The organism is Sporomusa malonica (assembly GCF_900176355.1).
In the GTDB taxonomy this organism is placed as follows: Bacteria; Bacillota; Negativicutes; order Sporomusales; family Sporomusaceae; genus Sporomusa; species Sporomusa malonica.
Genome location: NZ_FWXI01000013.1, coordinates 90,940 through 115,114, shown reverse-complemented (window position 1 = coordinate 115,114; position 24,175 = coordinate 90,940). Strand labels below are relative to the sequence as shown.

Below are 24,175 nucleotides of genomic sequence, written 5' to 3'. Positions count from 1 at the left end.
GCCTAAGCAGGATAAAGAAAGAGGTAATTTTTATGAACAATAACCAAACTATAAACAAATCAATTACATCCATTATCATCAAAGACTCCTGGCTGAAAAAAGACCAAAATGGGCGCTATGTCATTAACACCCCTACTTTATCTGAATACATCGCTCAACAATACCATCTCTTATTTGCAAATGGCGAACTGCATTATTATAATAACGGCGTCTATAAAGCAGGCGCTTCCAAACACATTAGTAATTTGGTTGTCCGACTATTGGGAGATAAGTTTCGTTCATCCCACAGCAACGAAGTACATCGTTACCTCAACGATTACTACAGCAGTCAACCTATTACTTTAGATAAATCGACTCAGCTTATTAATCTTGAAAATGGCTTGCTCGACTGGAATGCTAACACACTATATGAGCATTCTCCTCACCACCTATCGAGCATTCGAGTTCCACTTACCTACGACCCCAATGCAACTTGCCCCAATATTGAACGCTTTTTGGCGCAAGTGCTTCCTATAGAGTGCCACGACTTGGTCATTGAGCTATTTGCCTATTGCCTGTTGCCTACTACCAAACTAGATATCGCCTCTCTCCTAGTTGGCAACGGCGGGAATGGAAAGTCCGCATTCCTCAAACTCTTGAAACATTTCGTTGGCGCAAATAATATTTCTGCCGAATCACTTCACGACATTGAGCAAAATCGCTTCCGTCTAGCTAGTTTAACGGGGAAATTGGTAAACATCTGCGCAGATATCTCAGGACAGAAACTCCCTTCCTGCGAAACCTTCAAAAAACTTACCACTGGGGATGAGATTTCTGTCGAGAAGAAGTACAGCATGCCATATACTACCTGTAATTTTGCTAAGTTGTTTTTCTCCGCAAATCACCTTCCCGACTGCGATGATGTCAGTGATGGCTTTTTCCGCCGCTGGATAATCCTGCGTTTCCCAAATCAATTCTTACCAGGGGCAGCCGACCCCGACCTTATGGACAAGCTAACAACGCCACAAGAACTATCAGGACTTTTGAACCTTGCTATCCCTGCACTCCGCCGTTTAATGAATAATAAAAAATTCAGCATTCCCCTTTCTGTCATACAAGAGTTGAATATTTACCGCACAGCCAATGACTCTGTGGCTGAGTTTTTAGACGAAAATTGCCAAGTGGAGCCAACTCAGCTTTACCCCAAAAAAGACTTGTTTAACCTATATATGGCATGGGCTAAATCGTGCAACTACAAGCCTTGCAATATCAAGCAGTTTACTCAACGGTTAATGCAACTTTATCCGCAAGTTAAAGAAGACCGTAACCATAGCAGGCGTCACTGGAAGGGAATAGTCTTTATTGGCAACGCTTCTTAACTTCATATAAACTTCTGCAAAAAGGTAGAGCATTATGTCCTGCCTTTTTGCATTTCAAGCTGGTACTACATGCTAAGCACGTACCACTATTTAAAGAAGAAATACGTTCGGAAAATGGCAAAGACGTTAAGACTCAGCCTTGCACTACTTCTTTTTTGCATAACCTTGCTCACGGTTACAAAGCAACAGCAAAAATAGCCAGCCCCTCACGTCTTAACGACTTTTGCTATTTGTGGAAACACTGAACTGTAGTCATATTATAAAGTTTCACCTCAATTTAGCAAGATACTGTGCTCTTACTCAAAACCAAAGACGCCAAGACAGGATTTGCACATTACTTCTCCCTTTGCCAACTACTTTGATTTTCAGAAAATCAGAGATAACAGTAAATAGAAGTAATCACAGCCACCCGTCTTAGAGTCTTATTGATTTAAAAGAACGCTTTTCCATCATTTGCTGAACGTTATGTACATTTAAATGCACAAGACGCATATGGATATCGCTTAGCAAATTCACCTCTTATGCGTCTTGTGTCATCACATCTTACTGTTATTAGCTATTGCCACTATCGACATTTGGCTTCCCGTGCATCCAGCTATCCATCTCTATTAGAAAACACTCTCTGCAGCGAACCTGCTTAGTATCGTAATCAGGGAAGCGCTCCTCGCCAACCTCAATTAGTTTGCCGCAGTCCATGCAGATGCTAGCAATAGCAGGCCGCCTTTGCAATGGCTTCCTTTCGGGAAAGATGGTCATAGAAACCTTGCGTCTGAAAAACCTTCTCAGCAATTTGCTGCGGCGATAAAGCAGTATCAATCGTATCATTTAGAACTTCTTCAGGAGCTTCAATCTCCACCGTCAGCAGCATTTTGTCCAGAGCCACTCGTTGAATGTAATAGAATAGTGCATGTTCGTCTTGCAACATGGATAAGTTGTCCGCTTCACGGATAATGTGTGCAAATCGATTAACTAATTTATTTTTATTCATATTTTGTCACCTCCCATTCAGATATAGAAATAATATCAAAACTTTTTTCCATTACCAAAAAATAAACCCGTTTTTTCTTTGGAACTACATAATATTTTTTGATACGATTTAAATGTTTCAAATTCTCATTTTTTGAGCGTCACTGGGCACGTCAGAACAGATGCTCCTCGCATTAGAGGCGGTTTACTGGCACGATAGACAGTACCATTAAGATTCGGTCTGGTATTTTGAGTTTTTAACCATTCCGCAACTCCTATATGGAATATGGAATAACGAACCCCTCGGAAGCTAATTCCGACATGGTCAATGTCGTCTATGATAGATAACTTGTACGACAAAGTTGCGGGTCAACATGCAGATTGCCAATCTGCAGAGTTGGCTATGCTGTCGCTACTATCCGCCTGCCAAGCGGATATGCAGACAGCATCGGCAAAGCGACGTGCATCGAGAGGTGCTTGCGTCGCTATGATGGGGGCTGCGGGCAATACCGCTTCTACCCACTGCAACCAAGCAAATATGGGCGACTTGGAAACGATGCATTCCCACCTGCGGGCGTGTGTCTGTTGAAATCAAAATGGTGCAAATCCATCCTGCGGGACGTTCGGAAACGGCGTAACGCTAGGCACGGCGGGGGAGTCAAGTGTCGAAAGACAACTGGTAAATAGCTCAACCCGTAAAGGAACTGTAGCAAGGTACAGTCTAAAGCCCCTACACCGAAGCATAGCTTGGAAAAGGTTGGGGCAACCGTGTAAGAGACTGCAGAGAAGTGACCAACTGCGTTGATGTCGTTAGTGTAGACAAATCAGCATTTGCTGAAAGTAGCGGGGGTTTTACATATTCTACCCCGTACCGCAAGGCACACAAGCTAACGAATAGCAACTTGACTGCAGTCTTGATGATTTTGACTAACAAGGCAAGACCTGAACGGCGGCGGTGTGGCAACCGCCGTGCGAAGGTTGAGAGATTGGATGAGTAGGATGCTTTAACAAGCGCGACGCTGTTGCTGGTCAGTAATAGTGCGTTGGTTGTCAAGGTGGCACTTGACGAGAAGACCTGCCGAAAGTCCTTGCCGCAAGCAATTTTTCGTACTGGGGATTATTCCCCATCCGTGTAAACCAACCTTGGGTTTATAGGGATGGCGAATAATTTGGCAGGGATGCCGTGTTCTTCGTCATCGGGAGGTGAAAACATGAACACTATTTGTCTTAGTTGGCAGGGATTGTTGCAAATGCTCGTTTATTTGCTATCGCGCGGCTACTATTTTTACTGCCCCATTCAATTAAGTATGGATAAGCAGGAAAAATGGGGAAAGACTGATGCAAAACTCATGCAAAAATATCAGGTCAGCCGTTCTAAATTCCAACGTTGCCGCCGTAAGGAGCAGGGCTTTGCCAATTTCTATTACTTACGGTGGCAACATATCGGTTTTATTTTGCATTCACAGGGTATCGTGGCAGATGACCTTTGCTATGACGATACATTTTTTGATATTCGCCGCCATGCTTTACAGCTCGCCATCAGCGAGAGCACTACCTTATCCATCTATGTCCAACGGGCTATCGGCAATAAGATATCTGTATCGGCACGAATGTCGCCAGGCATGTTCCGAGGCGCGAAAGCTGCTTTGAGCAATGTTACACGGTCTAAAAGCATCAAACAGATTTGCTATGAATTCAATAAATTGAACGGTATACCAGCCTATGCAGGCATCATTGAGCAAAAACGTTCTCTTGCCGCCTATTTATTTAAACAGGCACACCGTCATCAACTGCCTCTTAAAGCTTCTCAACTGCGCATTTATACTCGCTTACACCGATACAAAGTGTTTGCAAAAAGTTGAACCCGCCATTTTTGGCGGGTTCATTTTCAATCCGACTTATTGTTCAAAATAGAAGTTTTCTAAGAGCTTAATTCGCTTCATGGTTTCTTCGGTATTTAACGTTTCCTGATAAAGTCTATTCACCACCTTTTTAGAAACTAGAAGCATTCCTTCTTGCAACTCAGCTACTGGCTGCTCGGCAAGGAAATCTAGAAGCAATTTCTGCGCTGCATGTTCTTTGGCATAAAATGCTTCATACATATCAGTACCATAAGAAATTCCCCGCTTCAAAAAATATTCCGTAATTACGGAAACAAAAGAGCAATAGGCTACATTGCTTTCGTTAGGATAACGCTGCTTCAGTGATGAAATTATCGAGTTTGCGATATTATCTTCATCATTACTGCACCAAATGTCTTCGTAACTTGGCCCCGAAACGCTCTTTGCCAGTTCTTCGGGATAATCCTTGGGAGCCAGTTCAGGATGGAGGGTAATATTATAGTGGTCAAAAACGGTTTTGCGGTCTAACAAATTCATATCAATCAACTCCTTGGTATTTGAGGTTCTATTGTGATAAACAATTAGCGTTACTGCTGCAGTCAGTTTTTGTAATTGCCTACATTATAATTGTACCAAAACTGTATTTTTTTTCTTGAAAAATGGCTGTTTTTCGAGGGTTATCACAAAAAAACTTCTATATTATTTGTTTTCGCATAACACAATGGATATAATCTTAGAAACTGATAAAGGTTCTGGGCATCCTATATTGCACAGCGTGCCGACTGGTCACGGCGAGCGTCATTCGTTTTCTGAACAGCGTTTACTCCATTACGACAAATGGACTAACAAAAAATCAGGGCTTCTGCCCAGTTAACACTGGGTAGGGCATCAGCATCCTCCTAGTGTTTTTATTTAAACATTAGGGAGGAATAACAAATGAATGGTGAATGCACAAAACGGCACTATATTCCCCAAGTAGCGGTTAGGCTTGTCAGGGAAGGCAGTATTATTACTTCAGAACCAAAAATTATCCGTCAGCCTTCCAATACGATTCCCCTGCTTGAAAAAATATTTGAAGGACTTATAGTAGAGCAGTTTGTTGCCATATTGCTAAATACCAAAAACCACGTATTAGCAGTTAGTATTGTCAGCAGCGGCAACGTAAATAGCTCGATTGTCCGTCCTGCGGAATTATTTCGGATAGCTTTGCTGCAGGGAGGAACAACTACCTCGGTGATTTTAGCTCATAACCACCCCAGCGGCGACCCATCGCCAAGCCAAGAGGATATTTCCTTGACCAAACGACTCGTCGAGGCTGGGAAACTACTGGATATCAGTGTATTAGACCATATTATTTACTCAGACAGTTCGTATGTAAGTTTTAAGGAAAAAGGAATTCTCTAAACTTAAAAGGGATACGCATTGCGTATCCCTCAGACTGTAGACAAAGTATATAAAGGAATTCACAAAATGTATAATCGCTTATGATTATACATTTTAATATTTACAACACAATAAACAGGCAATTTTGAAGCAAATCCGAAGTTATTGGAGCAAATATCAGACGATGAAGAGGTGGAGTTTTGATGGCTTTTAATGGTTTTTAATGTAAAAATTAGGTTATTTTGTTCGCAGTTTGTGCTATAATATACTAAAATGTTACAGTTGTTATTAACGACCTTGTATAGTTTGAAAATATTAAAATTATCCCCAAAGGAGCGTGATTTGCATGAGTAAGCAAGTTTACATCAGCGCGGACTATGACCAGCTAAATGGTGATAAAAATGTAGTAGAGGAATTGAATAAATGGGGAATGGATAATCTCCATAAAGTCGATTTTATTGATATGTCGAAGGTGTCGTCTGGCAGTGTGGCTAATAGCGATGATTGCCGAATTTGTGATTTGAAAGCCGAATTTAATCGCCAAATTAACGCTTCGTCGGCAGCGATTTTTGTTGTGGGCGATATGACTGCTTCTCGAACAGCTGGAAACGGATGCGAACGTATTTCTAAAGAACAATGGGAGTGTACTTGTACACCATATAAACAAAATACCAACGGCGCTAAAGCGTGTACAGTTTCCAGTGTTTCCAAGCCTAGCGAGAATGACGATTACGGAAACATAAATAAGTGTTCTTACCTTCGTCATGAATTTGAACAGTCCCAAAAGAAGAAAAAAACAATCATTATCGTATATAATTCTACACGTAATGAATCAAATTGGCTTCCCACATATATGAAAGGTTACGAAAATGATGCGAAACCATTCTGGAAAATCGATGCTAATGGGAAGAAAGTTGGAGACTATTCATACATAAAAGAGGTACTTGGATTTTGATTGATTTCGTCGTAAAGAGGGTAACTCTAGCATTTGCTACCGTCACAGGTATATTTACCTTTGTGCCAGAGGCATTCTTTGGAAAACATGAATGGATAACGAAAGAGGCTCTTGAACAATGTGAATGGTTTGCGCGTTTAGATGCTCAAGATGTTAATATTATAATATCTCGTCTTATGTGCTTTTTGCTTGTTTGTGTTGTAACATCGTTTCTATATATGGCTTTTTTGAAATTTCGCAGTAGTATTACAATCAAAGGTCAAAATTATTCGATTATTGTAGAGTATGGAGATATTCTCGAAAAGAGGAAATGCAAGCGAGTAATTAATTTTGATGAGTGTTTTACAACACAAGTAGGTAGCGCAACGCCAGATATAAATCCAGGTTCCATATGCGGCCAGTATTTAAAATTGCATCCAGATTTAGATGTCCAACAGTTAATCAGTTCTGCGCAAATTATACCAGCCCAAAGCAAATCAAAATATCTGCGTAAAACACGGTATGATTCAGGAACCATAGTACCAAATGGCGATGACTTATTGATGGCGTTTGCAAAATTAGATGAAAAAGGTAAAGGGCGATTCTTTTCTCGTGACGAGTATCTTGAGTGTTTGGATTTGTTGTGGAAGGAATTAGAGAACAACTATTCTGAAAATGATGTATGCGTACCAGTATTAGGCGCAGGAACAACGTCATTTGATGGTGGAGCGGGAGCATCTTTTTCACAGCAAGATTTAGTTGACATGATGATTTTGTCGTATAAATTAAGTTCTCATAAAATAAAAAATCCGCACAAGCTACGTATCGTTTGCAAGAAAAACAGTGATTTTTCCATCAATAATATAGGAAAATGATTAATGGTATATTCTAACTAAACACAGGAAACTACAATTCAATTAAATATACATACCTATTTTTATGATACTACTTTGTCTACAGTCTGAGGGATACGCATTGCGTATCCCTTTACTCGTTTTATAATTTCATTAGTATCGCTTTTTTCTTGCCTGCGCTTCGTCCAAGCAGGTTGGCAATCGGCGATGCAGTTTGGTGAGCCTGCTGAACATCCGCTTCAAGCAACGCTACATAATTTCGTGTTTGTTCCAACTTGCTATGTCCCATAATTTTCTGTAAAGCAAACACCCCTGTTTTGGAAGAGTTTCTTAAAAAATAGAGTGCAAAGGTATGCCGTAAATGATACGGTGTGATTTGTGTACCGATTATTTTCGAATAAGCCCTGAATCTATCACGCAAATCTCCTGTGGTAATTTTTTCTCCGCGCCAACTACAAAAGACTAACTCGTTATTCCAGCTTGCATGCCGATAATGAATAAGCTTTTTGATAGCCGAAATACATACATCTGATATCGGTAATGTTCTCTTTTGTTTCGTCTTCGTAATATTTTCCCTCAAATATAAATAGCCATTAGCAAAGTCAAAATCAGAAATACATATTTGAATTAACTCATTTGGACGAATACCCGTATCTAGTGTTAAAACCATTGCCGTATAATCACGTAATCCAGCCCAAGTATTTTTATCAGGAGCATCTAAAAGCTTTCGGATAACTTCTTCACTATGTTGAATAACTCGACTCGTATGCTGTTTATACTTCATTGCCGTACAGGGATTGCTATCTAGATACCCTTCACCTACGCAATACTGAAAGAAGCCTCGAATTGCCTGAAGTTGCTTATTATAATGCTCGTTGTTTTTGCCGCTCAAAAATTGCAATATTTTTAGCTTTAATCCTTTATCGCTGATTTCTCCCTCAAAACTCGCAAGAAGGTGCCGCAGAGTATTTCTTATAGAATTGACCGTATACTTAGATACTTCAGCTTCCCTGATGAGGATATATTCCTCCGATAAAAGCTCAAAATCAACCGTCCTCTTTAGTTTCATAATTACGCCGTCTTCATTTCTTTTGGGCATAAAAAAACCAACCTCCCTTATTGGGTACGTTGGTTAAGAAACATTGACACGATTTTAAACTCTCTCAATCTCTGGTTTTCTCTCTCATTCTCCATCATCTTCATCAAAAGTTCTGACGTCCCAAAGCAGTATTTCTTTGGGGTTTGAGAGGCTCATCTGAGGCCGAGATGCCGCGTCGTTGTTGATTTTACTGGAGCGGGCAACGAGATTCGAACTCGCGACCCACGGCTTGGGAAGCCGGTACTCTACCACTGAGCTACGCCCGCACATGTAAAACATAGAGAATATATAGTTTGGTGAGCATTTTATACCCTTAAGCGCAAACTGTCCACGGCTAAGGAAGCCGATGCTCTCGTTCTCTGTGGAAATTATAGCATACATAACGTCCTTACGCAAGTTAGAACATAGGCCGAAATATTTACATATAGTTACAAATCAGAATCTATTCGTCTTCCAATTTGCGATTAAATAACAAAAGACCGATGAACCCAGAGAATATCTGAGGTTTCAGTCTTTTTTTCAATCTGTCACAAGTGCATTGTGTTACATTCTAAAGTTTTGGAACCTGATCCTCAATACAAGTGAGCGATTTAGTTGCCGGTAAGTTACCAATGGAAAAAGTATACTTTTCGAACTCGCTACAGAAGTATAAAACCTTCTCCCCAAAAGGAAACTAAACTATCAGCGACTTTGAGGGAGGAATTCATTTGCCTACTTTTTATGAAATTATAAACACAAATATTACTCTATGGAACCAACTTTATACACATTGGATCTCCGAAGAGCTATTCTCGTCGAGATGGTTTATTACTCTCGGAAGTATGGCGATTATCTATACTTTGCTCTATCTACTTATTGACCGAAAACGCATGAGAGAACTTTTCTTTTTTGGATCGCTTCTTTCCGCTGGCTTTGGGTACGCTGACGTAATTGGAACTACTATGGGCCTTTGGGCTTATAAGTCGCACTTACTTCCCTTTAAACCCAGCCTTTTGCCATATACCTATACAGTTCATCCAATAGTTCATATGTTTGCCTATCAATATGCTGATAATTGGCGTAGTTTTGCAGTTACCAATACCGTAGCAGCAGCGTTTTTTGCCTTCGTTGCTCAACCGTTCTATGCTTGGGTAGGAATTTTATGGCTTGAGAACTGGAATTACGTTTACTCGTTTCTTATCGCTGGGGGGATTTCGTTCTTTGCACGGGCTATAGTTCTATGGATGGCGAAAGTAGAGCAGAACCATGCACCAGTGACAAGTCGAGTTTCTTTATCTCCTAAACTAATTCCAGCAATGAAGCCGCTTGATAAAGATGAGGATACAGAGTAGTGAGATAGCCACTTTCTCAACATCACGACTAAGAAGGAATATCAGGAGATACCACTAATGAATAGTCACCTGTATCGTCGTAGATAAATCAAGGGCTGGCGGTAATTTCCCGTCAGCAATACCTGGCTGTATTTTTATAACCATACATCCTACTATCTGCAATGTTGATTAAGTCGTCTAGTGTTTTGGCATCACTAGGGTAGATTGCGTATCCACTTGAAACAGAAATGTCGATTTGAATATTTTGGGATAATTCCTGTAGTTTATTTTTAAAGCGACTAATGATTACCTTGATATCTTCTTCATCTGCATAAGGCGCAATAATCAAGAATTCGTCGCCACCCCATCTAGCAACTATATCACTTTTTCTTATACTAGTAAAAAGTAAAGCTGACAGTTCTTGTAATACTAAATCCCCTTTTTTATGACCATATCTGTCATTTATGTCTTTAAACCTATCACAATCCAAAATAGCTACACTTAATTTTTCATTTCTTCTATCCATTTGAGCCAACAGAGAAGGAAATAATGTATCAACAAATCTTCGGTTATAAAAACCTGTCAAACTGTCTTTTTCTGAATAGAATTTTACTTTGTCATACTGTTTACCGGCCCAAAATGCAATACATAAACCAATAACCCCTGGGATAGGTAGATGGCTAAAAGAATAGTCTAAATAAATATACGCATAGACTCTTACCGCTACAATAGCTATTAGCATAATAATTAAGCCTGTTATTCTTCCGGTATATTTCATTTAGTCACCCTTATTCTAAGTACAAGATTTTATAAAGTAGACTTAGCTTCAGATGGGGTTTTAACCCCACCTGAAGGTTAGTCGCCCAACTTCCAGGGAAGCCTCCTAAACTCCCACTTGTAGAAGAGGGAGTCTTAGAGCGGGTTAGTCATCGGATAAATAGAATTACATTTATTGATCAACTTTTATTTATTATACCTTGTTTTACATTAAATAGTAACTGCTTAACACTATTTCAATGTCTATCCTCAAGCAAAAGATGGCCAAGGGATGAATACCCTTTATCAGACTGGAGAGCCAGATAAAGAGGACGTCCTAATTAACTTAGGGCGTCCTCTTTTGCCTGCGCTATAGCCGAATAATACCGTTAGGAGCAAACCGGTGGTATTCCAATGCTTCTTGGTCTGTCATCTCGCTAAAGTCTTTGTAATAGCTGCCTACAGCTGTAAATACATCTCTCTCATCAATGCAGACAACCTCAACTTGCGCTTGACGCAATTTGCCTGTCACATCGTTGGGCGCGACTGGTACTGCAACAGTAATGCTTGCAGGGTTCCACTTCTGAAGCCACTTGACAGCTGCATGCATGGTATAGCCAGTGGCAATACCATCATCAACAATGATAATATCGCGACCCTTAACCTCATGGTTTTTCACAATCATGGCCTCATATACTTTGCTCCGTTCATCAAGGGCCTTACGCGCTTCGGCAGCTAGCTGGTCAAAGTTTTCCTGTTTTACGCCTATTCCGCTGATATACTGATTGTCATGAACTAGGCTGCCGTCAGGCATTATCGCGCCAATAGCCACTTCAGGATTGAGCGGATGCCCGATTTTTTTTGCAATTAGGACCCCTATTTTAGCCTGTAGCTTAGCTGCAATCGGAGATGCCACCGCCACCCCGCCCCGGGGAACTGCCAATATGTATGGATTTTTTAGATTACGCGCGGCTAATTTTTCTGCTAAAAGTTGTCCGGCATGAGTACGGTCGTTAAACATAGCTCACCCTCCTTTAATTCTTATTTATAGGATTTGTGCTGACCGTAATTTTAATGCAGGTAAAAAAGAGTACTCAGGCTAAAAATCGATTTTAGCTGAGTACTCTGCTTGAAAATGCTTATAATTTAAAATTTTGTACCACGCCGTTAAGTTCATTCGCCATTTCAGCTAGTGACTCAGCGCTGCGGTTGACTTCGTGAAGGCTTGCCGTTTGCTGCTGACTGGCCGCAGCTACAGCCTCTGTACTGGCCGATGTTTGATCAGCTACTTTATTGATGGTATCGATGCCTTGCACCATGGTTTGAGTCCCTTTCGCCATGTCACCAACGGCTGCGTTTATGTGCTCAACCCCGCTGCGAACGTTGGCCAGCTTAGCCAGGATCTCCTCAAAGCCTTTTTGTGTATCAGCAGCTGCAGCCGTTCCCTTAGTTACCTCAGCACGAGCACCATCAACAGTCCTAACCATCGAATCAATGCCAGTAGCCATGCTATTGATAATTTCTTCAATATTCGCCGTCGCGGCTGCGCTCTGTTCAGCCAGCTTACGCACCTCATCAGCAACAACAGCAAACCCTCGTCCGGCTTCACCAGCCCGGGCCGCCTCAATGGCTGCATTTAAGGCCAGCAAATTAGTCTGTCCGGCAATCCCCCGAATCAGATCAACAATACTCTTAATTTGGTCTGAGCCTTTGGCTAACTCTATTGAGACGCCAGTAATGGACGTCATTGTCTGTCCAATTGTCTGATTTTGCGTAACAACTTCCTTGAGCATCCCCATACCGTGATCTGCTTCTGCAACTGCCGTGTGGGTATCTTGTGCTACAGTGCCTACCCTGATTCTGATTTGCTGTGAGCCGGCAGATAGTTGTTGAACAGTAGCAGTAATATTTGAAATGCTATGGGCATTATCGCTAGCACCTGAGGCGATCCCCTCGATACTTTGCGACACTGTTTCAGAGGCTTTGAGCTGTTCCTCAACGGTGGCATTAAGCTCCTCACCTGAGGACGCCAGCGTGTCAGCACTAATTTGAACCTTGCGGACAAACTCTTTTAGTGCTTTTTTCATGTCAATGACTACAAGTGCCATATCGCCAATCTCGTCATTGCGGCTAGGATGTGCGTCAGGCTGTGATAAGTCAAGACTGCCGATAGCGCCCAGGTCCCGGTGTAACCGCCCCAACCGCTGTGCCAGATTCCGGCTATACCAAATAACAAAGGCAACAATCAAAACTGTAATAATAATACTGGCAATGATGACAGCGCGGCCGTCTTCTTTCTCACCCTTAATCAGCGTTTCAGTGCTGACTGTCAAGGACTTATCTTGAACCTCAGATATTTTCTTAAACTGATCGTCAATATCCTTCACCATTTTACGGCCTTCAGTCGTCAAAGCACTAAGATTAGGCGAATTACTCTGTTTAGCGGCAATTACCTTTTCTCCTAAAGTCAGATAGTCGGACAATAGGCTTTCTAATTTTTGGGCGACTTCAGTCAATTCTTTATTATCTACCGCCGTGTTATATTTCTTGACGGCGGACAAGGATTTATTAAAATTATCACGGTATCCTTGGGAATAAGCCGGATCATTGTATACTAAAAAGCCGCGCATATCAAGAAGCGCTCTGGTAAAGTCAACATGGGCATCTTTAATCAATATTGTGCGAGTCGTTGTTGTTGACAGCAAATTTTGGAACATATCAATTGCATCACTATGATGAAAAATTGCTGTTGATACCATTGTTAGTAAAAGGATAATGGTCAGCCCAAACATTCCTGCCAACTGCCGACCTAGCGGTAAACGCATTCCCTTCATAATACCGTAACATCTCCTTCGTATTTCTTTCTTGGCTATCATTCGGGCTCTCGCTTACAAATTCCTTCTTATTTTGTCGGAATAGAGAAAAAATTTCCGTCATTTTACGTATTTCGACAAATTCCGTCATTCCAGCAGTTGCTTACGTATAAAATAAGAAGACCTTGCTTCTGCAAGGTCTTCTTATTTTATGGTGCCTCAGGGCAGAATCGAACTGCCGACACGAGGATTTTCAGTCCTCTGCTCTACCGACTGAGCTACCGAGGCGTTAAGTTGGCGACCCTGAACGGATTTGAACCGTCGATCTCCGCCGTGACAGGGCGGCATGTTAGACCGCTACACCACAGGGCCGCTTTAACTAACAAATGTTATTATATATTACGCTGTATTATTAGTCAAGCAACTATACATAAGTAATTGTTGAATTTTATCCAGCCCCAAATGCACCAGGTTAGGCACCGGACTGGCTGCCTGTTTGTAGTCGTATTTTTGTATTGCATGCAGTGTACCTTTAACAAGTTATAGCATATTTTGATAAATCTGTAGATTCTAATAAATATTTCACCAGGATTGATTCCCAAAAAAGGGAAATTTGCACCTATGACGAATACTCACTTGTAGATTATTCCGGAGGCAGTGTATGACAGTTTTTACTCTGTTAGAAGTCATCAGCGCTTTGTCATTTATTGCTATGACGGCGTATCTTACAGGCCGCAGCCGCTTTATCATGCGCTGCGCCCGTTATCCGTTCCATCCGCTAAGTCACTTTTCCCTTATTGTCTTATTCTCCCTTTTTTCTATAACCGGTAATTACAGTGCGCTTCCTTGGGGAGAGCCAGTCATCACCACTCGCTTGGTTGGCGTGCTGCTATCCGGTATTGCCGGTGGGCCTATCACGGGGTTTAATGTCGGCCTTATCTGTGGCCTGTACTTGGCATTGGTTGAAAATATGTCCACAGCTTTGGCTGTGTTTATTGTCATGGCCGGAACACTAGCCGGGCTGTTAAGACTTCGGTTTAGCTTCCAGCAGTTGACTCCGCTTACCGGGGCGTGTGTGGCGCTGGTCGCAGAACTATGCCAAATTGCTTTATTTACATTATTTGCGACGCAAGAGTCTTTTTCTGCCTATATTATGAGAACAGCTATCCCTACCCTGGCCGTCGGAGTTGCCGGTGTATGGCTTTTTCTGTTGACTGTTAATTGGATTGAAGCCGAACAGGATATTTACGGTGCCCGGGCTGCCCAATTATCACTTAATATCGCCAGTCGCACCCTTCCTTATCTTCAGTTAGGGTTTAATACCCACTCAGCTACGGTTGCTGCCCATATTATCTATGAATTGACAAAAGTAGATGCTGTTTCGATTACTGGCCGTTATAAGTGCCTGGCGTTCATCGGCCAAGGCTCTGAGCACCACAAGCCAGGAGAGCCGATTATCTCTGCAGCAGTCAAGGACGCCATTACCAGCAAGGTAATGAAAGTCATCAACGCCCCAGCTGACCGGGGCTGTCCCTTTCCTTACTGCCCCTTACAAGCTGGCGTTGTAGTTCCACTCTTTACCGGCAGCAAGGTAGTCGGAACAATCGAACTCGCCCGCGTCAATAACGATACAGTGTCAGAACTGGACATTCGTATTGCTGACGGAATTGCCAACTTGTTGTCAGTACAGATTCAATTGGCAGAGCTTGATGAGCAGCGAAAGATGCGGGAAAAAGCCGAGCTTAAAGCGCTTAGAGCTCAAATTAACCCCCATTTCCTCTTTAACACCATTAATATTATTATGTCTTTTTGCCGTACCGACCCTGATAAGGCCCGCAGCCTGCTGGACAGCTTGGCTACACTCATGCATCGCGGCTATTCTAACCAGGATGACTTTCTCACTTTACAAGATGAACTTAGCGCCGTCACAGCGTATCTTGAGATTGCCAAATCCCGCTTTGGCGACAGACTGGATATCGCGGTTCATATTGACGATACAACAGCCAACGCGCTAGTACCAGCACTTTCACTCCAGCCTTTAGTAGAAAACGCCTTAAATCATGGCCTATTTCCTAAGCTAGGTCACTCTTTACTGTCTATCGAGGCCTATGTCGAGGCTACTACGCTTATGATTACCGTTACCGATAACGGTGTAGGCATCTCTCCCGAGAAACTGGAACAGATACGAGCAGGCAATTCTGACGGGGTAGGACTAATGAATGTTCACAAACGGTTAGGCAGCCTTTATGGACCAGGATACGGACTTACGATAAATTCCAAACCGCCGTTTGGAACTGAAATTCTTTTGAAGATTCCTTTCCAAGTTGAGACACAAGTGGTTCAGAAAGAAGGTGGTGTGTCATGAGAATAAAAGCTGTTATTATTGATGATGAGCAGCCTATTTGCGACGAAATTGAATTTTTGCTCAGTCAGCAGACTGATATTGAGGTATGTGCCACATTTACTAACTGCGTAGATGCTCTTATTTATATTTTGGAGAAAAAGCCAGAAATGGTATTCTTAGATGTTAATATGCCTGGTATGTCTGGCATGGAAATGGCGAAAAAGCTAAGCGGCATGAACAAGTCTCCATATATAGTCTTCATTACCGCTTTTCCCGAACATGCCGTCGAAGCCTTTGATACACCGGCTGTCGGCTATGTTACCAAACCTGTTACCCAAGAAAAACTGGGTAAGGCATTAGCCAAGGTACGTAATCTGTCAGCAAAAACCTCTAATGAAAAAGGATCGCAGACTGCTAAAGTCTGCGTAGTAACCGGGGACAAAATTATCCCGCTAAGTAAAAAAGACATTGTTTTTATCTATGTCAAAGACAAGGATGTTTATGTACGTACCCGCACCGGCGAGTTTTCAGCAATGCTTACTTTACAAGAGTTTGACAGCCTGTTGACTGAGGCTACTTTCCTCCGAATCCACCGCCAATATATCATTAATTTAGATGAAATATTAGAGATCACCCCCTGGTTCCATGGTTCCTACTTACTGCGTATGAACGACCTCGCCAAACAAGAAGTCCCTGTCAGCCGCAACCGGGCGAAGCACTTCAAGACAGCCCTTGGGCTAAAATAGGATAATTGTAAGGAGGTTTAGCCGTGCAGTTAGGTCTCAAAACTAAGCTTACAGTTTTCTTTTTCGGGATGGCACTGTTGGTCTGCCTAGCTGCAGGCATTGTCATTCTTAAAGATATGCAGATTCAGATTGAAGCAGCTATGGCTGAAAAAGCAAAATCTGACCTTGCCACCGCACTTGAAATCACCGACTATATGCTCCCTGGTTCCTGGCATGTTCAAGATGGTAAATTATATAAGGGGCAATATCTCATTAACGACGATACTGAATTGGTAGATAAAATTGCTCGTCTGACAGACGATACCGTCACAATATTTTTAAGCAATACCCGTGTGGCCACCAACATCATGCGGGACGGCAGCAGAGCAACCGGTACAACTGCTGCCGATTATGTCAGTGAGACAGTGCTTAATAGCGGCAGACTCTATATTGGTGAGGCTGAGGTTGTTGGTGTTAAATACCAGACTTGCTACACCCCCATTCGGGATGACTCCGGCCAGATTATCGGTATGTTCTATATTGGCGTATCAAAAAAATTAGCAGACCAGCTTAAACACAGCTTTACGACCATCGCAGTATTATCAGTGCGAATTGCCCTCTTATTTGCGCTAGCTGCCACCTGCTTTATCCCGTTAGATGCTTGGTCGACCGGGTTTGGCACTCGCCTTGGACTCCGGTGGGAAAAAACCTCTGCCCATAAAGAAACGCCACGCTAAATGCGTGGCGTTTTTCGTCTCACTAGGTAGACTTATTTTATAGAGAGAGTCGGACCAGTGACCTGGCTCGCTCCACTTGGATCAAATTTCTTATTGTTCAATGCAAATGTAATGAGCAGACCAAGCAGCAGCAGTACCGAGGCACACACGAAGGTATACTGAGCGGCCTGATTAGCGAAGTTATCCTTCAGAAAAGCTACGATCTGAGGACCGACGATGCCACCGCATCCCCATGCAGTAAGAATGGTGCCGTAGACGATTGGCATCAGCTTCTGACCAAAGACATCAAGGACGAACGAAGGCATTGAGCCAAAGCCGCCACCATAGCAAAGAAGGATATAGCACACAAGCACACCGAAAACGATCGGGTTGCTGACAAACATCAGGGCAATAAAAACTAGCAACTGACTGCCAAGAATAAGGCGGAAGGTCTGAACACGGCCGATTTTGTCAGACAGCCCACCCCAGAAGAAGCGGCCAACTCCATTAAAGATAGAACTAATAGCAATCAGCGTCGCACCAGAAGCGGCAAGGCCAGCAATTACTTTCGGATCAGTCAGGGTAGCTGGGTCCATAGTCTTTTTCAACAGATCCTGGAGTAATGGAGATTGGAAGCTGATAAACATGATACCAGCGATAATATTGAAGAAGAAAACAGTCCACATCATTATGAATTTACCAGAAAGAATACACTGTTTCGCGGTAATGGCATCCTGAGACGCCTGAGACCCTGCTGATGTAACAGGAGGGATGTATCCTTGCGGCACAAAGCCAGCAGGTGGATTAATCATATAGTAGCCTGCCGGTAAGGTCATGAAGAACATAATTCCGCCGACATAGGAGAATACCAGGACAAGATTGCCTCCAGTCATACTCATGAACATCGGAGCAAGGATCTTGGCCATAATGAGCGCCCCAAAGCCGAAGCCCATAACGACCATACCAGTAATGAATCCCTTCTTGTCAGGGAACCACTTAGCAGCGGTTGCAACCGGGGTTACATAGCCGAGACCCAGGCCAATTCCGCCGATAACGCCATAGCCGATATAGAGCAGTGCCAGGCTTTTAATCGAGAGTGCATAGGCAGCAATCAAATAGCCAAGACTGAACAGGAAACCACCTGTCATGGCAAGTTTGCGCGGTCCGTATTTAGGAAGATTGATGCCGCCCCAGGCTGCCGCCAGCCCGAGGCAAAAAATTGCCAGACTGAATGCCCAGGCAGCCTCAGCATTAGTCCAGTTGTTGGCGTCCATAACCGGCTTTTGGAAAAAGCTCCAGGCGTAAACAGTTCCTAGACAAACTTGCAGCAAAGTTCCCATGATGGCTACCAGCCACCGGTTTGGAGTGTTTTGTACTTCTGTTCCCATAGTTCTTAGCTCCTTTGTTTCAAATTGAGGATTTCGAGGAATGACTCGGGGCAGAGACAACGCTTGAATTCACAAAGACTTATATATATTAGACCAAACATGTGAAAAAGTCTACCTTCCTAAATGAATAGCTTCACCACGAAACCCATGCCGAATATTCGCACTAATTAGACGACATGCTCCCGGCGCCTCAGAAGCATATCATCCTGTTGGTGAGACTTCTTCTACACTATTATTATAGTCACCATCAAAACAACCTCGCCACACTATCTTGCTGAGAGGGATGAACCGGCTACCGAGCTGCGGAATTTTATGCCTCATGTGTAAAATACTTATTAAACTGGGAATATTTAGCGAATCGAAAGACACATGAAAAAATAAGCTTCGGAATATCATCCGAAGCTTATTTCTATGGTGGGCGATGACAGGATCGAACTGCCGACATCCTGCTTGTAAGGCAGGCGCTCTCCCGGCTGAGCTAATCGCCCATATAGGTGGTGACCCGTAAGGGAATCGAACCCTTGATACCGCCGTGAAAGGGCGGTGTCTTAACCGCTTGACCAACGGGCCAGATAGATGGTGATCCACGATGGGCTCGAACCATCGACACCCTGATTAAAAGTCAGGTGCTCTACCAACTGAGCTAGTGGATCATCTTCACAAGATAAAAGTATACAAGATGTTAATAGATTTGTCAATCATATTCTGTTCAATTTGTATAGTTCGCCAAAGGGAACCGGAAAGAAAAAGTAACCTGCAAGTATTACTGCAGGTTACTTTTATCCGATGACTAACCTTCAGGTGGGGTTAAAACCCCATCTGAAGCTAAGTCTACTTTATCAGACAGTCTAAAACATCTCTTCCAGAATGATAGTTTGCTCGCGGCCAGGTCCAACCGAAACAATCCCAATGCCAATCCCGCTGACTTCGCTTAACCGCTCAATATAGCGACGGGCATTCACTGGCAGGTCTTCATATTTTCTGATAGTGCTTGTAGGCTCATCCCAGCCTGGCAGTTCTTCATATATAGGCTCAACTTGGGCCAGCACCTTGAGGCTGGCCGGGAACTCATTCAAGAGCTCTCCCTTATATTTATAGCCCGTACAAATCTTGAGGGTTTTTAAGCCGTCAAGGATGTCCAGACGGGTGATTGCCATATAGTCAATACCACTGACATAGCCAGCATAGCGGACGACGCAGGCATCCATCCAGCCACAACGACGAGGCCGGCCGGTTGTAGTTCCATACTCATGACCCCGTTCGCGGATGGTCTGACCAATCTCATCATGAAGCTCAGTTGGGAACGGCCCTTCACCCACACGGGTAGTATAAGCCTTAACCACACCGATAACCTTGCCGATCTGCGTCGGGCCGACCCCAGCGCCAATGCATGCACCGCCTGCGATTGGATGCGATGAAGTGACATACGGATAAGTACCATGGTCTAAATCAAGAAGTGTAGCCTGCGCACCTTCAAACAAAACTTTCTCACCGTTTTTGATGGCTGCATGCAGCACTGCCGCAGTATCTGTCACGTATGGTTTAAGCTGACGGGCATATTCAAGATACTCTTGTTTTACTTGCTCATAATCAAAACCCTCGACACCATATACAGCCTTGAGTAAATGATTTTTAGCCTCCAGATTGAATTCCAGCTTTGAGCAGAATTCCTCTTCATCCATCAAATCAACCATCCGGATGCCGGCGCGGGAGTTTTTATCCATATAACACGGGCCAATGCCGCGTTTAGTAGTGCCAATCTTACGGTCACCACGGGACTCTTCTTCCACTTCATCGAGCAAGCGGTGATAAGGCATGATGACATGAGCCCGATTAGATACTTTTAGTCCTGAAGTATCGATACCTTTATCCAGCATACCCTTAAGTTCTTTGAGCATAACAGCTGGATCAACAACTACGCCGTTGCCGACTACGCAGGTCTTACCGGAATATAGTATGCCTGACGGCAGAAGGTGTAGCTTAAATTCAGTGCCGTTAACAACAACTGTATGCCCGGCATTATTACCGCCCTGATAACGGACAACAACATCAGCTTTTTCAGCTAAGAAATCAACAATCTTTCCTTTACCCTCGTCACCCCACTGGGTGCCAATGACAACAACAGAAGACATAGGATCAATCCTCTCTTTATAGGCCAAAACGGGCCATAATGGTATCTACATGCCGGAGATAATGGGAGTACTCAAAGCATTCCTCAATATCCTGGGCTGTAAGGTACTTTTTAATATCTGGATCAGCAATGACATTGGTCTTGAAGTCTGCACCCTCTAGCCATCTGGCCATGGCGTTCCGCTGTACCCAGCGATAGGCTTCTTCCCGCACGGCCCCTTTGTCAACAAGCTTTAGCATTACACGCTGACTGAAAATCATGCCGCCGGTTTTTTCAATATTGGCTTTCATCGCCTCAGGGTAAACCAGTAAACGATCAATAACATCAGTAAAAATCCTAAGCATATAATCAACCAGGATAGTACTGTCAGGCAAAATAACGCGCTCAACTGAAGAATGGGAAATATCCCGTTCATGCCATAACGGCATATCTTCAAGCGCAGCCAGCGCATGGCCGCGAACTACCCGGGCCAAGCCACTGACACGTTCGCAAGTAATTGGATTGCGTTTATGCGGCATTGCCGATGAACCCTTTTGGCCTGGGTGAAAGTATTCTTCAGCTTCCCTGATATCAGTCCGCTGCAGATTTCTGATTTCGGTTGCAAACTTATCCAGCGAACCAGCGACAATGGCTAGCGTAGTCACGAACTCAGCATGACGGTCACGCTGAATAACCTGGGTGGCCAGTTTAGCGGCTTTAATGCCCATTTGCTGGCAGACATGGGTTTCTATATAAGGATCAATATTGGCATAGGTACCTACAGCCCCAGACAGCTTGCCAATGGCTACAGCATCCTTGGCCCGTTTGATACGCTCAATATTACGTTCGGTTTCATCCAGCCACAAAGCAAATTTCAGGCCTAGGGTAAGCGGTTCAGCATGGATGCCATGGGTACGGCCGATCATGACCGTATATTTGTGCTCAGCTGCCCGGCGTTTTAACACATCGCGGAATCTAACAAGATCATCAAGAATAATATCGGCGGCCTGTTTCATCATGACGCCTAATGCTGTGTCTTTTACATCACTTGAGGTTAATCCCATGTGGATGTATTTAGCAGGCTCACCCACATTCTCGGCCACAGCTGTAAGAAAAGCCAATATGTCGTGGCGGGTTTCTTTTTCAATTTCGCGAATGCGTTCTACCGAAAACTTGGCCTTTTCCTTAATTACCGGTACGGCTTCAGCAGGAATCTGCCCTAGTTTGGCCATAGCCTCACATGCTGCGATTTCAATGTCAAGCATTGTTTGGAATTCATTTTCGTCAGTCCAGATACGTCCCATTTCGGGATACGTATAACGTTCAATCATGATACCACTTCGCTTTCCGAGCGGCTCTGAATGGTCAGTAGCCAGTCGTATATTTTCCACATAATCAAAGAACACCTCGGTCTTGATTATTGTAAGAATACTCTACCTAGTTTTTCCCCTTTTTTCCCTTGTTTATCATAGCATTAGCATATATTGACTGTCAATAAAAATCGAATGATTATATGAATAATATAATTATTGTTCGGAAAATAGAACAAGCCTGCAGTATGACTACTGCAGGCAGACTATCAATGATTTTATTGCCCGGAAATATAATCCTCCATTAAGCGGCGGATAGCCCTGGCTTCATTCAACGCGAGCGCTTGCTCAAGCAACTCGCGGATTGGCTTTTCTTCAAGCTTACGGATTACCGCCTTCACCCGGGGTATTGAAGGAGCACTCATACTGAGTTCATCAATCCCCATGGCAGTGAGCAACGGGGCAGCCAGTGGGTCACCTGCCATTTCACCACACATACCAACCCAGATGTTGTGATTGTGACCTGCTTTAACCACATTGTCAATCAGTGCAAGCACCGCCGGGTGAAAGTGACTATAGAGGGAGCTGACTGCCGGATTGCCGCGGTCAACCGCCAGCGTATACTGCACCAGATCGTTGGTGCCAATACTGAAAAAATCACATTCTCCAGCCAACTGCTGCGCCATAACCGCAGCTGCAGGTGTCTCAATCATAATGCCGAGCGGCACATCTGGTGCAAATGCTTTGCCTTCCATTCTCAGTTCAGCCACCGCCTGCTTCACACACTCCCGTGCTGCCGTTATTTCTGCTGTGCTGATGATCATTGGCAGCATAATAGCAACCTTACCGAAAGCGCCGGCCCGCAGGATAGCCTTAAGCTGAGTAATAAACAAATCTGTCCGCTCCAGACTGATGCGAATAGCCCGCCAGCCAAGGAAGGGGTTCTCTTCCTTTGCTATATTCAGATAGTGCAGTGGCTTGTCGCCGCCAATATCCATCGTCCGGATAACACACAGCTGACTGCCACATTGTTCGGCTACCTCTTTATAAGCAGCAAACTGCTCCTCTTCACTTGGCGGAACAGCCCGCCCCATGAATAAATACTCGCTTCTGAATAATCCAACCCCCTCAGCACCCTGTTTGCGCGCTGCCGTCATATCCGATGGTGAGCCAACATTAGCCGCCAGCTGAATTCTCTTGCCGTCTAGCGTGACAGCTTCAAGAGCAGCTAACTGCGCGTCTTGCTGCCTTCGGGCAGCTTCGGCTTCGGCCTTATGCTGATACTCTGCCAACTGCTCAGGCGTAGGTTCCAGCAGTACCTGCCCGGTATTGCCATCAACAATAATGGCAGTGCCATCAGCAATCCGGGTTAAGGAACTACCTAGACCGGCAACAGTCGGAATGCCGCGCGCTTTAGCAATAATAACCGTATGAGAGGTTGTGCTGGCTTTCCCCAATACAATCCCGCATACCGGCCCTTCAGGCATACTGGCAGCTACAGACGGCTCAATCTCCTCTGCGCACAACACAATGGCTTCAGCCTCGTATTGTATGTGTCCAACCCCCAGAAGCAGCCTGGCAAGTCGACGGCCCACATCTCGCACGTCAGCAGCCCGTTCTCTTAGATAGGGGTCAGGCATTGAATCAAACAGAGTGGCAAACTCTTCAGCAGCAGTTAGGGCTGCCTGGGGGGCTGCTGTCCCCTGTTCAATTTTACCGTACATATTGGCTGCAAGCCCGGGGTCGTTAACCATCGTATAATGGGCATCCATAATATCAGCCTGACTGTCTTGACTGTTCGCTTTAGCAGTTGCTATCAGCTGAGCAAGCTCAGCAGATGCTGCCTTAATCGCCTCAGTCATTTTGCCTGACTCGACATCCGGCGTACCGGCATTATATTTATTTAAATATCCTGTTAAATCACCTGACAACACCTTTGCGTTAGCAATAGCGATACCCGCTACTACTCCGGTTCCGCGCAAGACATCTCCCATTTTTATCCCTCGCCAAAATTACGTTCAACAAGTGCCTTCAATTCTGCCGCACATTCGGCTTCATCCTCACCGTCAACCTTCAGCAAAAATGCACTACCCAGGTTAAGCCCCAGCCCCATAACAGCCAGAATGCTTTTTGCATCAGCTGTTTTGCTGCCGGCCTGAATAATTACTTTGCTTTTAAAAGCAGCTGCTTTCTGTACAAACTGCGCAGCCGGTCTGGCATGCAGCCCAGCTGCATTGGTTAACACCAGTTCTATTTCGGTCATATGTA

The 24,175-nt window shown here is 43.9% G+C and carries 21 protein-coding genes and 6 tRNA genes; 10 read left to right on the top strand and 17 right to left on the bottom strand.

The features are described from left to right. The first annotated feature begins 32 nt into the window (after positions 1 to 32). A complete protein-coding gene (locus B9A22_RS15240; protein WP_084576801.1) occupies positions 33 to 1,358 on the top strand; it encodes a DNA primase family protein in 1,326 nt (441 codons plus the stop codon). A gap of 703 nt (positions 1,359 to 2,061) precedes the next feature. Here the strand turns inward: B9A22_RS15240 and B9A22_RS15235 are convergent. Next, entirely contained in the window at positions 2,062 to 2,346 is a 285-nt protein-coding gene (locus B9A22_RS15235; RefSeq protein WP_084576799.1) for a hypothetical protein, read from the bottom strand. A 766-nt stretch (positions 2,347 to 3,112) separates the two neighbouring features. Between B9A22_RS15235 and B9A22_RS25000 the strand changes: the two genes are divergently transcribed. Beyond that, a complete protein-coding gene (locus B9A22_RS25000; RefSeq protein WP_139796263.1) occupies positions 3,113 to 3,322 on the top strand; it encodes a hypothetical protein in 210 nt (69 codons plus the stop codon). A gap of 213 nt (positions 3,323 to 3,535) precedes the next feature. Next, entirely contained in the window at positions 3,536 to 4,186 is a 651-nt protein-coding gene (locus B9A22_RS15230) for a hypothetical protein (RefSeq protein WP_084576797.1), read from the top strand. 36 nt (positions 4,187 to 4,222) lie between these two features. Here B9A22_RS15230 and B9A22_RS15225 read toward each other — a convergent pair whose 3' ends face one another. Continuing rightward, positions 4,223 to 4,702 (bottom strand): hypothetical protein, encoded by a 480-nt coding sequence (locus B9A22_RS15225; RefSeq protein WP_084576795.1) that lies wholly within the window; start codon positions 4,700 to 4,702, stop codon positions 4,223 to 4,225. A gap of 399 nt (positions 4,703 to 5,101) precedes the next feature. Here B9A22_RS15225 and B9A22_RS15220 point away from each other — a divergent pair, with 399 nt between their 5' ends. From B9A22_RS15220 to B9A22_RS15210, 3 genes are all read left to right on the top strand, one after another. Continuing rightward, the gene (locus B9A22_RS15220; protein ID WP_084576793.1) at positions 5,102 to 5,569 is read left to right on the top strand and encodes a JAB domain-containing protein; all 468 of its coding nucleotides are present in this window, start codon (positions 5,102 to 5,104) and stop codon (positions 5,567 to 5,569) included. Between the two features lie 325 nt (positions 5,570 to 5,894). Continuing rightward, positions 5,895 to 6,503, top strand: coding sequence for a hypothetical protein (locus B9A22_RS15215; protein WP_084576791.1), 609 nt, complete (start codon positions 5,895 to 5,897; stop codon positions 6,501 to 6,503). Then, entirely contained in the window at positions 6,500 to 7,357 is an 858-nt protein-coding gene (locus B9A22_RS15210; protein WP_084576789.1) for a macro domain-containing protein, read from the top strand. Before B9A22_RS15215 ends, B9A22_RS15210 begins: the two co-directional genes overlap by 4 nt. Before the next feature lie 121 nt (positions 7,358 to 7,478). Here the strand turns inward: B9A22_RS15210 and B9A22_RS15205 are convergent, their stop codons facing one another. Both B9A22_RS15205 and B9A22_RS15200 read right to left on the bottom strand, forming a co-directional pair. After that, positions 7,479 to 8,435, bottom strand: a complete 957-nt coding sequence (locus B9A22_RS15205; RefSeq protein WP_084576787.1) for a tyrosine-type recombinase/integrase — start codon at positions 8,433 to 8,435, stop codon at positions 7,479 to 7,481. Between the two features lie 191 nt (positions 8,436 to 8,626). Beyond that, positions 8,627 to 8,701, bottom strand: a tRNA-Gly gene (locus B9A22_RS15200). Between the two features lie 441 nt (positions 8,702 to 9,142). Here B9A22_RS15200 and B9A22_RS15195 point away from each other — a divergent pair. Beyond that, on the top strand, positions 9,143 to 9,766 hold the full coding sequence (locus B9A22_RS15195) for a CBO0543 family protein (RefSeq protein WP_084576786.1): 624 nt from the start codon (positions 9,143 to 9,145) through the stop codon (positions 9,764 to 9,766). A gap of 112 nt (positions 9,767 to 9,878) precedes the next feature. Here the strand turns inward: B9A22_RS15195 and B9A22_RS15190 are convergent, their stop codons facing one another. From B9A22_RS15190 to B9A22_RS15170, 5 genes are all read right to left on the bottom strand, one after another. Continuing rightward, positions 9,879 to 10,523 carry a GGDEF domain-containing protein gene (locus B9A22_RS15190; RefSeq protein WP_084576784.1) on the bottom strand — a complete coding sequence of 215 codons (645 nt, stop codon included), beginning with the start codon at positions 10,521 to 10,523 and terminating at the stop codon, positions 9,879 to 9,881. A gap of 348 nt (positions 10,524 to 10,871) precedes the next feature. Continuing rightward, positions 10,872 to 11,522, bottom strand: a complete 651-nt coding sequence (locus B9A22_RS15185; RefSeq protein ID WP_084576782.1) for a phosphoribosyltransferase — start codon at positions 11,520 to 11,522, stop codon at positions 10,872 to 10,874. A 118-nt stretch (positions 11,523 to 11,640) separates the two neighbouring features. Further along, positions 11,641 to 13,335: a methyl-accepting chemotaxis protein gene (locus B9A22_RS15180; RefSeq protein WP_176215539.1), complete on the bottom strand. Its 1,695-nt coding sequence runs from the start codon at positions 13,333 to 13,335 to the stop codon at positions 11,641 to 11,643. Between the two features lie 191 nt (positions 13,336 to 13,526). Beyond that, positions 13,527 to 13,602, bottom strand: a tRNA-Phe gene (locus tag B9A22_RS15175). A 7-nt stretch (positions 13,603 to 13,609) separates the two neighbouring features. Further along, a tRNA-Asp gene (locus B9A22_RS15170) sits at positions 13,610 to 13,686 on the bottom strand. Between the two features lie 289 nt (positions 13,687 to 13,975). On the opposite strand from B9A22_RS15170, the gene B9A22_RS15165 reads away from it, so the two are divergent. From B9A22_RS15165 to B9A22_RS15155, 3 genes are read left to right on the top strand one after another with little or no spacing between them, the layout of a single operon-like run. After that, positions 13,976 to 15,679 carry a histidine kinase gene (locus B9A22_RS15165; RefSeq protein WP_084576778.1) on the top strand — a complete coding sequence of 568 codons (1,704 nt, stop codon included), beginning with the start codon at positions 13,976 to 13,978 and terminating at the stop codon, positions 15,677 to 15,679. Then, a complete protein-coding gene (locus B9A22_RS15160) occupies positions 15,676 to 16,404 on the top strand; it encodes a LytR/AlgR family response regulator transcription factor (RefSeq protein ID WP_084576776.1) in 729 nt (242 codons plus the stop codon). Before B9A22_RS15165 ends, B9A22_RS15160 begins: the two co-directional genes overlap by 4 nt. A 23-nt stretch (positions 16,405 to 16,427) precedes the next feature. Continuing rightward, positions 16,428 to 17,120 (top strand): cache domain-containing protein, encoded by a 693-nt coding sequence (locus tag B9A22_RS15155; protein WP_084576774.1) that lies wholly within the window; start codon positions 16,428 to 16,430, stop codon positions 17,118 to 17,120. A 32-nt stretch (positions 17,121 to 17,152) separates the two neighbouring features. Here the strand turns inward: B9A22_RS15155 and B9A22_RS15150 are convergent, their stop codons facing one another. The 8 genes from B9A22_RS15150 to B9A22_RS15115 all read right to left on the bottom strand — a co-directional run bounded on the left by B9A22_RS15150 (position 17,153) and on the right by B9A22_RS15115 (position 24,170). Beyond that, complete coding sequence (locus B9A22_RS15150) at positions 17,153 to 18,487, bottom strand: L-lactate MFS transporter (RefSeq protein ID WP_084576772.1); 1,335 nt, start codon at positions 18,485 to 18,487, stop codon at positions 17,153 to 17,155. 412 nt (positions 18,488 to 18,899) lie between these two features. Continuing rightward, a tRNA-Val gene (locus B9A22_RS15145) sits at positions 18,900 to 18,975 on the bottom strand. A 7-nt stretch (positions 18,976 to 18,982) separates the two neighbouring features. After that, a tRNA-Glu gene (locus B9A22_RS15140) sits at positions 18,983 to 19,057 on the bottom strand. A gap of 7 nt (positions 19,058 to 19,064) precedes the next feature. Next, a tRNA-Lys gene (locus B9A22_RS15135) sits at positions 19,065 to 19,140 on the bottom strand. A gap of 195 nt (positions 19,141 to 19,335) precedes the next feature. After that, the gene (locus tag B9A22_RS15130) at positions 19,336 to 20,619 is read right to left on the bottom strand and encodes an adenylosuccinate synthase (protein WP_084576770.1); all 1,284 of its coding nucleotides are present in this window, start codon (positions 20,617 to 20,619) and stop codon (positions 19,336 to 19,338) included. A 16-nt stretch (positions 20,620 to 20,635) separates the two neighbouring features. Next, positions 20,636 to 21,928, bottom strand: a complete 1,293-nt coding sequence (gene purB / locus B9A22_RS15125) for an adenylosuccinate lyase (RefSeq protein WP_084576833.1) — start codon at positions 21,926 to 21,928, stop codon at positions 20,636 to 20,638. Positions 21,929 to 22,185: 257 nt separating this feature from the next. Further along, a complete protein-coding gene (gene ptsP, locus B9A22_RS15120; protein WP_084576768.1) occupies positions 22,186 to 23,901 on the bottom strand; it encodes a phosphoenolpyruvate--protein phosphotransferase in 1,716 nt (571 codons plus the stop codon). Positions 23,902 to 23,903: 2 nt separating this feature from the next. Then, positions 23,904 to 24,170, bottom strand: a complete 267-nt coding sequence (locus B9A22_RS15115; protein WP_084576766.1) for an HPr family phosphocarrier protein — start codon at positions 24,168 to 24,170, stop codon at positions 23,904 to 23,906. Positions 24,171 to 24,175 lie beyond the last annotated feature (5 nt).